Origin of the sequence: Methylorubrum subtropicum, from assembly GCF_038442325.1 — a bacterium.
In the GTDB taxonomy this organism is placed as follows: Bacteria; Pseudomonadota; Alphaproteobacteria; order Rhizobiales; family Beijerinckiaceae; genus Methylobacterium; species Methylobacterium subtropicum.
Genome location: NZ_JBBXMW010000004.1, coordinates 373566 through 387870 on the forward strand (window position 1 = coordinate 373566; position 14305 = coordinate 387870).

The 14305-nt window shown below is 61.5% G+C and carries 18 protein-coding genes; 1 reads left to right on the top strand and 17 read right to left on the bottom strand.

The window, feature by feature from the left end; genetic code table 11:
* Positions 1-55 precede the first annotated feature (55 nt).
* Complete coding sequence (locus tag AAHG03_RS08695; RefSeq protein ID WP_342150212.1) at positions 56-1609, bottom strand: type IV secretory system conjugative DNA transfer family protein; 1554 nt, start codon at positions 1607-1609, stop codon at positions 56-58.
* Between the two features lie 57 nt (positions 1610-1666).
* Here AAHG03_RS08695 and AAHG03_RS08700 point away from each other — a divergent pair, with 57 nt between their 5' ends.
* Positions 1667-2584, top strand: a complete 918-nt coding sequence (locus AAHG03_RS08700; RefSeq protein WP_342150213.1) for an ArdC family protein — start codon at positions 1667-1669, stop codon at positions 2582-2584.
* A gap of 29 nt (positions 2585-2613) precedes the next feature.
* Here the strand turns inward: AAHG03_RS08700 and AAHG03_RS08705 are convergent, their stop codons facing one another.
* The 16 genes from AAHG03_RS08705 to AAHG03_RS08780 form a co-directional block, all read right to left on the bottom strand.
* Positions 2614-3216 (bottom strand): hypothetical protein, encoded by a 603-nt coding sequence (locus tag AAHG03_RS08705; RefSeq protein ID WP_342150214.1) that lies wholly within the window; start codon positions 3214-3216, stop codon positions 2614-2616.
* 229 nt (positions 3217-3445) lie between these two features.
* Positions 3446-3655: a hypothetical protein gene (locus AAHG03_RS08710; RefSeq protein ID WP_342150215.1), complete on the bottom strand. Its 210-nt coding sequence runs from the start codon at positions 3653-3655 to the stop codon at positions 3446-3448.
* Between the two features lie 120 nt (positions 3656-3775).
* Positions 3776-3991, bottom strand: a complete 216-nt coding sequence (locus AAHG03_RS08715; protein WP_342150216.1) for a hypothetical protein — start codon at positions 3989-3991, stop codon at positions 3776-3778.
* Positions 3991-4236 carry a hypothetical protein gene (locus tag AAHG03_RS08720; protein WP_342150218.1) on the bottom strand — a complete coding sequence of 82 codons (246 nt, stop codon included), beginning with the start codon at positions 4234-4236 and terminating at the stop codon, positions 3991-3993. The genes AAHG03_RS08715 and AAHG03_RS08720 overlap by 1 nt, the downstream gene beginning before the upstream one ends.
* A 28-nt stretch (positions 4237-4264) precedes the next feature.
* On the bottom strand, positions 4265-4681 hold the full coding sequence (locus AAHG03_RS08725; protein ID WP_342150220.1) for a DUF5675 family protein: 417 nt from the start codon (positions 4679-4681) through the stop codon (positions 4265-4267).
* A complete protein-coding gene (locus tag AAHG03_RS08730; protein ID WP_342150221.1) occupies positions 4678-4998 on the bottom strand; it encodes a hypothetical protein in 321 nt (106 codons plus the stop codon). The genes AAHG03_RS08725 and AAHG03_RS08730 overlap by 4 nt, the downstream gene beginning before the upstream one ends.
* Entirely contained in the window at positions 4995-5585 is a 591-nt protein-coding gene (locus AAHG03_RS08735; protein WP_342150222.1) for a hypothetical protein, read from the bottom strand. The genes AAHG03_RS08730 and AAHG03_RS08735 overlap by 4 nt, the downstream gene beginning before the upstream one ends.
* Complete coding sequence (locus AAHG03_RS08740) at positions 5585-5833, bottom strand: hypothetical protein (RefSeq protein WP_342150223.1); 249 nt, start codon at positions 5831-5833, stop codon at positions 5585-5587. The genes AAHG03_RS08735 and AAHG03_RS08740 overlap by 1 nt, the downstream gene beginning before the upstream one ends.
* A 7-nt stretch (positions 5834-5840) precedes the next feature.
* Positions 5841-7973 carry a sialate O-acetylesterase gene (locus AAHG03_RS08745; protein WP_342150224.1) on the bottom strand — a complete coding sequence of 711 codons (2133 nt, stop codon included), beginning with the start codon at positions 7971-7973 and terminating at the stop codon, positions 5841-5843.
* Positions 7970-8212, bottom strand: coding sequence for a spike base protein, RCAP_Rcc01079 family (locus AAHG03_RS08750; RefSeq protein WP_342150225.1), 243 nt, complete (start codon positions 8210-8212; stop codon positions 7970-7972). The genes AAHG03_RS08745 and AAHG03_RS08750 overlap by 4 nt, the downstream gene beginning before the upstream one ends.
* Positions 8213-8280: 68 nt before the next feature.
* The gene (locus tag AAHG03_RS08755; RefSeq protein ID WP_342150226.1) at positions 8281-9117 is read right to left on the bottom strand and encodes a hypothetical protein; all 837 of its coding nucleotides are present in this window, start codon (positions 9115-9117) and stop codon (positions 8281-8283) included.
* Positions 9117-9638 (bottom strand): hypothetical protein, encoded by a 522-nt coding sequence (locus AAHG03_RS08760; protein ID WP_342150227.1) that lies wholly within the window; start codon positions 9636-9638, stop codon positions 9117-9119. Before AAHG03_RS08760 ends, AAHG03_RS08755 begins: the two co-directional genes overlap by 1 nt.
* A gap of 24 nt (positions 9639-9662) precedes the next feature.
* Positions 9663-11411 carry a hypothetical protein gene (locus AAHG03_RS08765; RefSeq protein WP_342150228.1) on the bottom strand — a complete coding sequence of 583 codons (1749 nt, stop codon included), beginning with the start codon at positions 11409-11411 and terminating at the stop codon, positions 9663-9665.
* Positions 11408-12196 (bottom strand): hypothetical protein, encoded by a 789-nt coding sequence (locus AAHG03_RS08770; protein ID WP_342150229.1) that lies wholly within the window; start codon positions 12194-12196, stop codon positions 11408-11410. The genes AAHG03_RS08765 and AAHG03_RS08770 overlap by 4 nt, the downstream gene beginning before the upstream one ends.
* Entirely contained in the window at positions 12193-14097 is a 1905-nt protein-coding gene (locus tag AAHG03_RS08775; protein WP_342150230.1) for a tape measure protein, read from the bottom strand. The genes AAHG03_RS08770 and AAHG03_RS08775 overlap by 4 nt, the downstream gene beginning before the upstream one ends.
* Positions 14098-14301: a phage tail assembly chaperone gene (locus AAHG03_RS08780; RefSeq protein ID WP_342150289.1), complete on the bottom strand. Its 204-nt coding sequence runs from the start codon at positions 14299-14301 to the stop codon at positions 14098-14100.
* Positions 14302-14305 lie beyond the last annotated feature (4 nt).

Sequence of the window (14305 nt, forward strand, 5' to 3'; positions counted from 1 at the left end):
TCTGTACACCTGCCAGCGCCCGTCACCAGCGCACCTCACGATACGCCGCAGTGCCTCAGTACCGTGCCACACCTTTCTTAAAGTCGAAAGTGTTATGTGGCAGAAACTGAATCTGATCCATCACGACGATCCTCTTTGACCGCGGCACATTCCGAATTTGGTGAATGTTCATCAGCGGCCGGAACTGTTCGTGGTAACTTTCCGTGGAGCCAGAGCGGCTGTAACTCCGGCCCTGACTTTCTTCCCGCTTTTCGCCCATCAGCTTGGAAAAGTCGGCGTTGGTCTCGGCGTCGTTCGAGCCTCCGGCCAGCACCAGCGTCGCACCGCCGATCAGGTTCTTTGCCCCGGCTAGATTGTTGTAGATGTCCGCCCGCGTCAGCCAGCAGGTGAACGTGTTGACCCGCGCCTTGCGCAGTTCGTCGTTCACATCGACCAACGCCGTGCAGTTGCCCAGCGTTTTGGTCTCGTCGGTATAGATTTTCAGAGGCCGGTGCAGGCCGCGCACTTTCTCGTAGGGCGTGCCGTGCGGGCGCGAGTTTAGCAGCCACCGCTTGGTGTTGATGGCGTTGCTCATCATCAGCCGCAGGATGGCTCCCGGCTCGTCGCCGTAGAGGCCGGTGCGGATGAAGATGGCCGTCTTCCGGCTACCCTGAAAGATGTCGAGGAAGTTGACCGGCTCTAGGCACACACCGTCCGCATCGGCGCGGGTGCGGTTCAGCGCCATCACCCCGTCGTACATGTACGGTCCGAAGTAAGTGGCCATGGTCGATGCGAATGACCCGTACTCTTTGGGCGAGATGATAGTCAGGAACTTGACATTGTTCCGTACCAGCGCCGAGGGCGACTGCTGCATGAGGTCGATCAGGTCCTTGATGTGGTCCTGCTTCGCAACGATCCGCTCCATGCAGGATTGCAGGGTGCATCCGTGCGGGTTGTTGGCCTGCTCCCAAGCGATCATGCCGATGAGGGCTGCCCGCGCACCCTTGGGGAAGTGGTTCTCGTTCTCGGGGTTCTTGACCGGCTTGGGGATGATCGACTGGCCCAGTAGCGCCAGCATGAAGTCATAGCCCTGCATGCCAAGCCGGATCACCTGCAGCGGGTCGCACTGCTGTCCCCGCTCCGGCTGGTCCACGTCGATGGCGCGCACGTCCCAGCCCATTCGGCGCAGGAACGGCTCTGTCGCCTGCTGAATCTCTCCTACCGGGTCGTACACGATCAGGTCCGGGTGGCGGCCCGGGTCGAGGTGTGCGTGCGCCCGAATGTCCGCGATGATGCTCTGCGACTTCCCGGCTTTCTTCTTCCCGACCATCACCACCGAGCTTTCCGCGTCGGTGTAAACGCGCTCCAACCCGGCCTGCCAAAGCCCGTCATAGTAGTCCGAACGATAGAAGCGGCCGACGTAGAACCCGCCGGTGTGCCGGGTGTGTCCGAGCTTCCGTAGCTCTGGCAGTTCCGAGAGATAGGCGTCGTCGTTATCCGGCTTCTGCCGCCCCCGGATGCTCTTGTACGTCCACTTACTAACCTTCCAAGACAGATTTATTGCTGTACCGGACAGCCAGAGCGTAGCCCTAAGCGACATAAGAACTGTGTTTACTGTCTGGACAATCATGGTCTAAGCTCGGCGGTACTGCGTACAATCTGACACAACTTTTGACCGGAGGCTCTAATGAGCAAGTCCGAAAGCAAAAACTTGTCTGAAGCCTGGCAAGAAGAGATCACCGCTCGCATCATCCGTGACTTGGAAGAAGGAGTGCCGGCATGGGTAAAGCCGTGGACCGCGGACCGCTCTTGCGCCGCAATCCGACTGCCCACCAATGCGGTCAGCAGCAGGCCGTACAGCGGCATCAACATCCTGGCCCTCTGGGCTGCCACTATGGAGCGCGGGTTCCGAACACATGCCTGGCTGACCTATCAGCAGGCAAACGAGATCGGCGCCCGCATCAAGAAAGGTGAGAAATCCGAGAAGGTTGTGTTCGTGAAATTCCTCGAACCCAAGGAGGAATCTGAGGGCAACAAGGGGCGTAAAATCCCCATGCTGCGCGTCTTCTGGGTCTTCAACCTGGACCAGTGCGAGAACGTCCCGCCGACCTACCTGAAGCCGCCGGAGATGCTGCCGCCCTCGGAGTACAAGCTGGCAATGACCCGCTATGTCAGCGATATTGGGGTGACGGCTATCAACTTCGGCTGCCAGTCTGCCCGCTACATTCCGTCCCTTGACCAGATCGAGGTGCCGGACTTGAAACGGTTCAGCAGCGACGAGGCGTTCAGCGGGACACTGGCACACGAGGCGGTCCACGCCACCGGCCACAAGGACCGACTGGCCCGCAAGTACGGCGAGCGGTTTGGGGACGAGGCGTACGCCTACGAGGAGTTGGTTGCCGAACTCGGCAGTGCCTTCCTCTGTGCGCAACTCGGCATCCCGCCGACGACCCGCACGCAGGCCAGCTACATCGCCTCATGGGTGAAAGTGCTCAAAGGCGATCACCGGGCGATCACCAGCGCGGCGTCCTACGCATCCCAGGCGCTAACCTTCCTCAACGCTCAGGTCGAACAGGCCCGAGCCGGAAAGATGGCAGCAGAATAGCGTTGACGGCCCGGGGAAACCCGGGCCATTCACTTTTTGCTTCGATTGACGATCCCCAGCCGCGTCATTTCATCAAGTTGGACGGCCTTCACAGATCCCTGACCTTTTCCATCAACGAAACTGAACAAGACCTCACAGTCTGCGTCTTTCTTGGTTCTGAGATATCCTACCAGTTCGGCGGTAGGAGAAAATATCACCAGATCAACTCTCATTGGGGGAACAACGTCATGTTCCCCCCTCATGATCAGAGTGGACATATGCTCCCAACCGTAATTTTTGGGCGAGACTTCTTTTTGATCGCAGGAAACGAAACCAGAGTTGCGATAGATGGCGGGGACTTTGCCACCATTCGAAAATGACACGTTTAGGTTTCCTACATCGTCCGTACTAACAATGGAAACGTCAAGCTCGCTCCCAAAGGTGCTTCGTACTTCTTTGAAATTTTGGAAGGCCAGCGTCACAAGGGACGCTGCAGCCACAAACCAAGGCAGGCTGACGCCGGCTGTGCGCCACCACCACCACCTGCCTTGATAATTTCGGCATTGCCGACAAACGACAGCTGCATGGGGAATCTGGTCACCGCAGCTCGTGCACGCCTTCGTCTTTTTTTCTTCTTTCTGTTCTTCTGCCATATCTATCATGCCTAATCGGCGGCTTGCCGACGCTCCCTTGCATGCCGCTTCTACACTGCGCCTCGCATGTTGACGAGCATGTAGTTTCACCAATCATGAAAGGCGAGTCCGTTCGCGTGGGGATTGACGAGAGAAAGCCTTTCGGATCATATCTACATTACGCCTGCAGTTTCTCTTTCCAGTATAACGCAGGCATGGTTCCCCGCTTGAGTCCCTTCCGGCGGGGTTTTTATTTGCGCCGAACGATCAGCAGCAGGACGCCTCCGACCGCCAGGGCAACGAAGGTTAGCACCAGGGGCCCGATCACCGGGAGCGCCGGGATCAGCAAGAACACGGCGATCAACAGACCAACGGCGAGGCCGGTGCCCCAGCCAGAAAAGCCACGCAGCCAGGCGGCGATCCGCGCCAGCTGCTCATCCCGTTGCTGCCTCAGAGGCATGTCGCCTCCCACACCGCCCGCGCGCGGCCGGCGTCATCCTGCGTCCGGCTGCTGTCCGACCGGCTGACCTGAATGGGCTTCAGCGTGGCGCACAGCACCTCCCGCGTAGGGCACCGGCAGCTAATCGCGGTAGACGCCATGCTTCTCGCGGTACTGCAGGCGCTCAGCGTCAGACAGAGCGTCATAGCCAGCAGCAGCCTTGTCGGCTCGCTGGGACGTGTCCAGAGCGGCTTCCGCATCATCGGCACGTCGCCGCTGCCGCTCGCCCTGCAGCGTGATCTCCCGGAAGGCTAGCAGCCCAAGAACCCACGCGCACAGCTCCTTGAGCCATTTCACTACCGCGCCGCCGGCTCGCCGGTCAGAACCGATGTGTCGCTGACAACGACCACCGGCCCCTGAGCGACCACGGTGGAGCGCTCTTGGACCAACACACCGTCAACGATGGAGAGAACGGACTGGGCGGGTTTAATTTGATAGAAATCGGCCACGCGCGTCGCGCCACCGATACAGAAAAGGCCGAGGACGAAGGTGAATGTCCCCTTGGCAATTTCTGCTGCAAATTTTGTAAGGAAGCTCGGCACTTTTCTGTCTTTCGTTTTCTCGATTAAATCACTTATAGTCTCGCACCACAACCGTCATGCTTTGCTCGCCGATGGACTGCCGGAGAAGGTCAAGGGCTTTCACACTTTCCACGATCCGGTCCCCGGCTTTTTTCATCCCAACCAAAATGCATCCCTCGGTGTCCGCGTCGGAGTTGCCGGCGTGAATCAGGATTGCATCTCGCTTCGGCACATCGAGCAGCCGCCATACCTTCTTGAACTTCACCGCCTCGGTGGTTTTCCAGCCATGGGGGACGGCACGGTAAGTCCCGGCCGGTATGCAGCTGACGCCTTTGGCGTTCTCGCGCCACCGATCTTCCAGGGTGTGTATCTGCGGCAGGATCGTCGCCACACCGCAGGCCGTGAGCGTCCCGAGGGTGGCATTGCCAACCTCCCCGTGGCGCTGGACGTAAAGCGTGATGCTCACTTGCCGCCACCGGCCCGGGCGGTAAGGGTCAGCATGTTCAGGATCGGTCGGAGGCCATCAAGTTTGGTGTCAATGTTCTTGATGTCGCCGCCCTGCGCCGTGATCTGGATCTGAATGCTTTGCATCGTCTCGGCGGTTTTGACGTTTTGAACGGCCATTTGCTCAACAGTCTTTTCGAGAACGTCCAGCCGACGCGAGTTGTCATTGGCCCGGAGCCAAGTGTTGAAGGCCGCAGTTCCGACAAAAATCATCGCACCCATCATCCAGGTAGTGACCTGTTTCGGATCAATGAACTTTTGAATCGTTGATTTGGTCACATCACCAGCTTTCTCTGAGCGAAAACGGAGAAGGTACAGGTGCCGGTTCCATTGATCGCAATCGGTGGCAGGGTAAGGGTGAATGTCAGCTGATCCTTCGCCGACGCCTTTACGCCCGAGAAACCCCAGCCGGCGGGCATGCTGGTGGGGTTGGCGATGATCGGCTCGTCCTTGACGACGCCAGGAAGAGCGACGACCACCGTTTTGGTAGTGGCGGCCAGAATAGCGACGCCAGCGGTGTAGGGCACTGCCAGCGCCGGGTTGATCGGCTTCAGCACCGGCATGCCGTTGATCGTGTTAAGCTGATCCTGCAGCGCCTGGTCGGTCGCCTTAGCATTCGCTACGAGGTCAGCTCGCGCCTCGTTCACCATCTCGATGACACTGGCGAAAAACACGTCGGCGGTGACGAACACCGCTTCCTTGAGGCCGTTGGCGGCGCCGCTGCGCAGGGCGATATCGAAGCTGGCCGGCATCGCATCCAGCTGGCGTCCGCCGCTGAACAGCGTCAGCACCGCCTTGGACAGCGCCATCTGTTTCAGCTGGCCGTCCTCGACGTACTGAATCGGTGGGTCGAACTGCTCGGCCATCACGCCATGCTCTCGACGTTGGCGGCCCAGACGCGCTTCGGATACAGCGGCGCGGCTATCTGGTAGGCTGTCATACCCGCCGGCACGGCCTGCCCCTGCTGGAGGCGGAGGTTGACGTGCCACCCTGTCGGGCCGCCGGCGATGGCGCCGATATGGTCCACGTTGGCGACGGGCGGCTGCAGGGACGAGGTGGCTGAAAGCGCCGTCTGGCGGTTCGGAAAACGGAAGTAGAAATCTTGGTAGTTCACGGACGCGCTAACTGTTGATGATGCTCCACGCGGCGTTGGCGTAGCTCTGCAGGCCCAGTCCCGTGTAGTGGATGTTCACGCCCCCAGTCCCAGGGGACACTTCGAAGGCATCTGTATCCACCATGACCGTCTGCGGCGAATTCGCCGTGCTCACCGTTTGCTGTGCGGCGCGCACAGTCTGGCCGCTACTGATGGTCGCGTAGTAGGCGGCAATGCGACCAATCACGATGCGCCGGGGTGTGTAGGGCAGCGCATTGATACGGTCGATCAAGCTCTGCAGGTTGGTTTGGTAAGCCGCGCTATAGGCGCCGGTCGCATCGCCTTCGCCCTGTGCCCACACCATACCGATGACGTTCGGCACACGTCCTTGAGCAACAATGTCGGCGATGGCCGGGCCGTACACGTAGTCCTTGAAGTAGTTCCATAGGTATCCCGCAGCCTGCGTCTGCGGACGCCAATCATTTGCCAGTGAACTGCTATGGCAGGCTATCTTAATGATGCGCAGTTCTTTTCCGGGATTGGCGGCAGCATAGAGCTGGCCGAGGTACGCTTCCATACCGAGCCGACGGACGCTCTCAACCTCTTGTCCCTGCCCCGGCGTGTTGCCGATGGTCATGCTGCTGATCATCGTGGCCGGGTTGTAGAGCGTGCCCATCTTCCACCAGGCACCGTCGTCCACGTAGCTGGCCGCGTCGAAGTTGAAAGCTCCGCCAGCCGCGTACTTTGTTGGCTTATTGTACATGTAGATGGCGGTTTGCATGCGCTGCCACAGGGGGAAGGCAGCGGCTGGGAAAGTCGTCTTCAGCGGGAAGCCGTCCGCATTGCTCTGACCGGCGATAATCAGCACATCGACGACTGAACCGGCGCGGGTTTTCTCCCGCATCTGGTTATCGGTCAGGTTGACCTTCCCGTACTCCACCCGGCTGATCGTACCGTAAAAGTCCTCGCCGATCCGCATGCCGGAAAAGTTCGGCACGGTAACGCCGGTGGCCTTAGCCACGGTCGCCCCGTTGCAGCACATGCGGATCAGGCCGTTGGCGTCCCAGGCGATGACCGCCCGGTTGGTCGTGCCCATGGTGACTTCGCCACTGGTCAGCGCCGCCGTGAAGGTGCCGCCATTGGTGACGTATCCGCTGGAAGTCCCGTCAGGGCGGAAGCCCACGCCGATGGTATTGGCCGATGTGCCATCATCGAATTTGGCGACCCGCGCGACGGTCGGTCGAGCAAGTGGCTCAAACTCCACCAAGAGGTAGCCCTGCCCGGCTTCGTAATTGAGATTGCTAAGGTTGTTGTACCGCACCACGTCGGTGGCGCGGGTTGCTGTGGTGCCGCTGGTGGGAATGAAGCTGGTGCGGGTCGAAACCTCGTTTCTCTCTACCATCGGTTCCGCGAAAGTCAGCGTGATGTCTACCGCCCCGGTCGTGTCCAGCGCCTGGAAAAGCGGGCGCACAAAGGCAGTCGTCCCTGTTCCATCTACAACAGTGATCGGCCCCGTGGTGAGCATCACGAAGTCGTCGTTGATCACTTCCGAAAGATAGGCAGGTCCCTGCAGTGCGTTGCCTGACGAATTTCCGGCGGCATCGCGGATGGCAAGGATCACTTGGATGGACGCTATGTTGTCGAGCGACCCGCCCGTAAGCCGGGCTGGGAACGTGAACTCAACCACATCGCCGGCCACGGCAGGGATGCCGGTGTTGGTGTCCAGGTAGAAGCCGAACCCGGCTTGTGTCCCGGCCGCCTTCACCCATCGAACCGTGTGGGTCTTCATCTCGCCGATGGCGCCAACGGTCTGTGTGCGGGTGTAACTGCCGCTGGAGTTGTTGCCCCAGTTCGTCGGGAACGTGCCGGGGGAACCGGAGACGGCGCCGACCATGGTGGAATTGCGCAGGTAGTTCGTTCCGGCCTTCTCCAGCAGGAGTCCGCGCGCCTGGCCGGTGTACGGATTGTAGTCGAACCGGGGCGTGTTGTTGGCGGCGGTGGCGCGCTGGCGGGTGCTGGTGGTGTAGGAGGCCGTGCTGGCCCGTTGGAACGACATGCCCGGCGCGAGGCCGGTGGCGGCATACTCCGCAGCCCAGGCAGCCGTGCTGGACTGCGCCGACTGCAGAACTACTGAAACGCCAATGCCGATCCCGAGGCTCATGAGAAGCCGACAGCCAGCCCGGTTGCCGTGGTCGAGCTACGGACGATCCCCTTGCCCTGCACGGGATGCCACATGCCGCCCGCCATGTTCGGTAGCGTGGCCTGTGAGCCGTCGGCTTTCAGCACGGTGACATTCCCCGTTGTGCCGACGTAAATGCAGTTGAACCCGTTGCTGGAAGTGAAGTCGGTCGATGAAATATCAACGGTGACGAAATCTCTGACAGGCGAAATGCGGCTCAATAACCCACCCTTTTCTTACTGCGCTCAAGATAGACGTGGTCGCGCCTGCCGGGCAAGAAAATACTTCATCAGGCATAAGCGCGGATGATCAAACGCCAGTTGACGTTTGTGTATTGAATGCCGTTTCCGGTGCTGAAATCCAGTCCAACGAACGGGATTGAGTTTGGGTTATTGGCGTAACGAACTCTGATGTTCTGATTGTCTGCCACGACCGCCGCCGCGCACGGAACGTCCGCACCGTTGAAGGCCAGTGGGACCTGTACCCGGTCCCCCACGGCATAGCCGCTCTGGGCGGTCTTGCAGACGAGAACGCCGTAGATGAGTTTCGGTTCGACGCCGAGGCCGTGCGGGATCGTGCGCAGCCCGGCGTTCTCGATTGTCTGCTCTGCGCTCTCGAAGCCGAGGGTGAAAGCGGTTGGCACGTTCTGCCACGAGCCGTCACCGCGCAGGTACTTCATGGTGTCGGCCGTGCCCGTAAACGGCATGTCGGCCATAGCGATCTTGCGGAATGTCGGCGCCGCCGGGCTGCCGCTCGCCGGACCGGCCAGGAAGGTGTTGGCCGTTTGGTTCTTCCAGGTGACGTTCACACCACCGGTGACGGTGAACTGTCCCGGCATCGTGATGCTGACGGCCACAGTGCTACCGTCGAAGGCGCAGAACCCAGCAATCTTTTTGACGATGGTTCCCGTTGCGACGTAGATATCGTACGTGCCATTGGGGATTTTGCACTCCACAAAGCCGTACTCATCCGTGATCAGCGGGTTGGTTCTGCCGGTCGTCTCATTGTCCTGGTAGATCGTCGCCAGATTGTTGCTGCCCCCTTGGTAGATGTAAACCTGCGCCCCTTGCAGCGCCTTGACGGCGCCGGTGCCTTGATCGGTGATGGTGCTGGTGAACTTCTGCATCAGGAGATCGTCCCGAAGCTGACCGGCTTGTTCGCGTAGATGCGCAGGTTCGAGACTGTCGCCCCGCTGCTCCCCGGCGCCCCGCCGCCGTTGCCGCGGATGTTGACCCGCTGCCCCCATTGCACGGTCACGTCGTTCGAGATTTCGACGGTGTTGCCGTTGGCCGTGGTGGGCGTGCCAATCGCCACGTCATCGACGTACAGCTGGCATGTCGCCCCGTACCCGGCGTTGACGCTGAAGGTGAACTTCACCCGGTAGGTGCCGTCGTGCTGCACCCGCGTGGCCTTCCACTCTTGCATGCCGGTGGAGTCGGCGTTGGTCATGCCGACCGCCGCAGCGTTGGTGTGCAGGAGGATGTTGCCGGCCGTGAACCCACCGATGGCCTCAGGCTGGATACGGGGAGCGCCGAGCGCCCCTGAGATTACGGCCAGTAGGTTGTCCCTGAGCGCGCGCATCAGGCTTTTGGTGACCGGACGGTCCTGATTTATCTGCGCGTCCGGGATGGAAACATAGTCGACCACATGGAATTCTTTCTTGATTGCAGCTTAGTTTATTCTTGGGCCGGGCTGCAAGTCACTCATCACGCCCGCATCATCGCTGATGAACATGTAAGTCTGCTGCTGACTGGCCGTGGCCGTCGTCCAGTCCGGCAGGGTGTCCGGGGCGATCTGCCAGAGTTTGCCGACGCCCGTGCTGCTCACCTGCAGCAGGACATATTCGTAGTGCGTGCCAACCTCGGCCTCCCGCTCCTCCGTCACGATGTATCGGATGTAGCCGGGCGAGCCGTCCGGGTTCTGGATAAGGCGACTGGTCACATCCACGAGGTCGCCGGTGCGCAGGGTGTGGTCCTTGGCGTCCACCCGTAGCGTCACCTCGCGCGGCGTCTCCTGGTAGCGGGCGAGCAGCCGGGAGGAGATCTGCTGCGCGATGGTCCGGTTCGGCACCCACCGGCTCAGAATCTCCTCTGTGGCGGAGGTGCCGTAGGCGTTGGAGCTCTCCCCATCCACATCGACGGTGACGTTGATGAAGCGGAAGTTCTCCTTCTTCACATCCTTCACTGGCGTGCTCAGGCCGAGGTACATGACGACCCGGCTGATGCGGTCCTTCTCCTGATCCTTGACCTTCAGGCTGCCGGCCAGGATGTGCCGCGTCTCATCAAACACCGGCACCGCCCCCGAGGGTGGCTGAGGGACGATGGCCTTGAACCGCAGCACGGCATCCAGCTCGTCCCACCAGAGCGAACACGCAGCGCTCTCCAGCAGGCTTTCAACCAGCTTGCGGACGCCCTCCGGCTTGCTCAGCACATGGCTGATCGTGAACCCGGCGAGCCAGGTTGATGCCTCGTCCTCCCAGGCCGGAAGGGGAATGCGGCTGCTGCTGATCCCGGCGTAGGTGGTCAGTAGGTCCGCGATCACCGAGGGCACCGAGGCCATCGTATAGCGGATGCAGAGCTGCACGGCGTCGTCCGCGTCATGGCTCGCCGGGGCGGTGCCGTCGCTCCCCCGGGTGAACCCGAACAGCTGGTCTCCGCTTTTGCCGGTGTATTGGATCAGTTCGTCCCCAACACGGACGGTGCCCGAGGAGGGGTACTCAGCGCCGATGCCCATGGGCTGGAGCATCAGGCTGGTATCCGCCGCCGTGATGGCCGTTCCCAGTGCCCCCTTACTGGTCACCGGCGCTTCCGCCTTGTCTGTCTCCGCAAACCGCAGCAGGTCTTTGCCGATCAGCTTGACCACGCCGTTGGCGTCCGGCCCCTCCATGCGGTCGATGAAGTAGGTCCGCGTCTTGGTGTAAACCGTCCGGTCGGCGTCCACGTAGCCGGTGTTCACCCGCATCACCCGGTTGACCAGATAGGGATTGCGGGCGCGGAGTTTGCCGAAGAACGACCCCTGCGCTGCTTGGTCGTAACCACGGGTGCCGGCGTAGGGGTCGACCCCACGGTCATGGTAGGGGAAGTCCCGCAGCGTCACCGTCACCGACGCACTGACCGAGAACCCCGAGGGCTTCAGCTGGGTCGGCGCGATATCCACGTCCTCGATGTAGGGAAAGATCGTTTCACCGATGGGTAGGAAGGCGTTGGCGGAGCAGAAGCGGTAGGTTTTGACGCCCTTGGTGTAGGCGCCGGGTGCCTGGCAGGTTTTGAACGTGTTGAAGCACTTCTGACTACCGGTGGTGCCGAGCGCCGCGGTGCACGGCGCGACGCCGTAGGTCAGGCCGCAGAAATCCAGGTCGATCTCCACCATCGTGATCGGCCGCCCGCCGACCTTGACCCTGAGCGTATCGTAGTCGGTCACTCCACCACGACCCGCAGGTTGATGGTGGTGCCCATGAATCCGTAGTGGGTGTGGGTCGGCGGCGGAATCTCATCCTCGGTCCAGCAGAACGCCACGTCGTTCGGCCGCTTCACCACCTGCGGGGCGAAGAACCACGGCTTCTGCTCCGCGTGACGGACGAAGCCGAGCCAGTTGGCGTCCATCCAAGCGTCGCTGGCGTATTGCAGCTGCAATGCGGTCCGGATGCCGTTGCCGATGATCCGCCGGCCGAGGAAGGCCCCTGCGTCCGACATGCTGGTGGTCAGCTTGGTCGCCCGGCCGAGCCGTGGCGGCGTCCAGCCCAGGTACATCCCGTAGGGCAGCGCCAGGTACTGCCCGAAGCTCACCACGCCGAGGTTGAACTGCTGCGAGCAGGTGATGAGCACCCGCCACTGCGTCGCCGTGACCGGGTTGAAGAACACGATGCGGGGGGCGTTGTTCGAGGGCGTCACCCCCGGCGTCGCGTTCTGCCAGGCGGTCCCATCGTAGTACTGCAGGCCGATGCTGCCGCCTGATTTAAACAAGTCTTGGTTGTAAAACGCGAAGTAGTTCGCTGTGCCGCCCATGGGGAGGGTCAGCGTGATGGTGACGGTGCCGGTGGCGGTGGGCCGGAAGAAATCGCAGGTCAGCCCGTCATAGGCGTTGGCGACCGGGTAGGACGGGTCTTCGCTCGATGCCGCGACGGCGCCGCGCTCCAGCAGGTTGTCGTAGGCAATCCGGCATGGGTTCTGGACGGTGGTGCTGTTGGGGAGGATCAGCAGCGTCATGCGGCGTAGACCTCCAGCCTTGAACCGTCTTTTTGCGCATCGTTCAGTTGCTCAATCAGGCGGCGCAGCTGGTCCTTGTTGTATTCCGCCCTGTCCGCCCCTTCCAGGCTGATGAAGACCTGCGTGGCAGGTTTGAGCGGGCGGCCGAGGTTGTCGGCCGGCTGGTTCTCGCCTGAGGGCGTGTACCCTCCGCCTCCAGAGCTTGAGCCGCCGCCACCGCCCCCGCCGTATGAGGCCGAGGCAATCGCTGCGATGTTGGCCGCCTGCGCCGCCGCTGCGACCCCGGCAAAGGCCGCGCCGAGCGCCGGGCCGCCGATCCGCGCGCCGAAGTTGTAGGCCGAGACGACGGATTCCCGCGCCGCGACCACCGCGCGAGCGATGGCGGCAGCTTTTTCGAGGACGAAGAACGCCTTGTTGTGGTTGGCGGCCTGCTGCAGCGTGGTGCGGAACGTCTGCGCCTGATCGGCGACGCTGTCGGCGTTAATCTGCTCCTGCGTCCGCAGCTGGATGCCAAGGAACCCTTCCAGGCCGCTCTGCGCCTCAGCCCAGTAATCCTCGTTCAGCGTGCGCAGCTGGTCGTTCTTGCCCTGCTCCACCGCCACCGTGGCATCGCTGTACGCCTGCACGAGCGCTAGGCGCGTCGCCAGCAGCTGTTCAAAGGGGTCCTGCGTGCTTCCAGTCTGTACGCCCTGCCGTGGGCGCGCTGTGCCGGACAGGGAGGCGTCGGACATGGTGCCAGTATCGAGCGCGGCCGTCATGTCGTTGCCCGGCAGCATCTCGGGAATGAAGCTAGTTTGCTTCCCGCCGAGCGCGCCGGCAGAAGGCCGGTCCGGGTTGGTGACAATGCCGCGCGCCTTCGAGGCCGGCGACACTCCGCTGTTGATCGTGGCCGCCTTCTGGCCCAGCTCGGTCAGCTTCTGAACCATGATCGCCAGCCCGGCGACGACGCGGGAGGCAATGATGGCGATTCCGCCCAGCACCTGGCCGATGACGGTGAGGCCGTCGCGCAGCGCCGGGGTGTTGATGGCTTCGGCCGCCGCCTTGAAGCTCTCCGACAGCGCGAACATGAAGCCGCCTTCGGCGACAGACGTTTTCAGATTATCGATGGAGTTCCGTAATCTGTTCAGGTTGGAGTTCGCAGACTGACTGGATTGCACCACCGCTTCGCCGAGGTTTTCTCGCACCGCTTGACCGAACTTCGGCAGAAATTCTTTGGCGTTGAGTTCCCCAGCCTCCATCATCTTCATCAGCTCTGGTGTGGTCCGGCCCATAGCTTTTGCGGCAGCATCCATGGCAATAGGCAGACGCTCGCCCAACTGCTGCCCAAGTTCTTCCATGCTGACGCGCTGCTTCGACGCCATCTGTTGCAGAGCGTAGAAGACGCCATTGGCCTGCTCGTTCGAAAGTTTGAGGGCGGTAACCGCTTCGCTGACCCCGACAAACGTTGCTTTGGTTTCTTCCAGGCTAAGTCCAGCCCTTGTCGCGGCTGCAGCAAAGCTCCCGAACTGATCTGCCATCGGCATGAAGCGCAAACCCAGACGCTCAGCTTCATTGCGAAGGAACCCGATGGTTTCGGCGGCTTTATCGGCGGAACCGGTAGCGACGAGCATCTTGGCGTTGAGCGATTCCATGCTCACGCCAGCATCAAAGAACCCCTTTAGGAGACCTATGGAACCCCAGGCCGCGCCGATCCCGAGGATGGGGCTTCTTAGTCCGCCAAGGGCGCCGGAAAGCATTCCCGCGTTCTTGGTGGCACCGGCCAAATCCTGTTCAACCGCCTTCCCAGCACGCCCCGAACTTCGCTCGAACGCCTGAATGTCGCCGGTGGCCGTGCGTAGCGAGGCCTGCAGCCCCTTGATGTCCGCCTTCAGCTCAACGACCAGCGAGTCGAGCGTTGCCAATTACCCCGCTTTCGTTGCGCGTTGTTCTTTCGCCAGCAAGTCCAGAAGTTCGTTCCGGCTCATTGTCTGGTCCTGTTTCACACCTTTCGCCATCATCATACCTTCAATGGCGGCGGTGTATTCGTACATGGTGGCTTCCCAGAAGACCGCAGGCGACCACCCGAGAAAGCCGAGGGCGGACTTCATCAGGTCCGGCCACGGCAGCTCC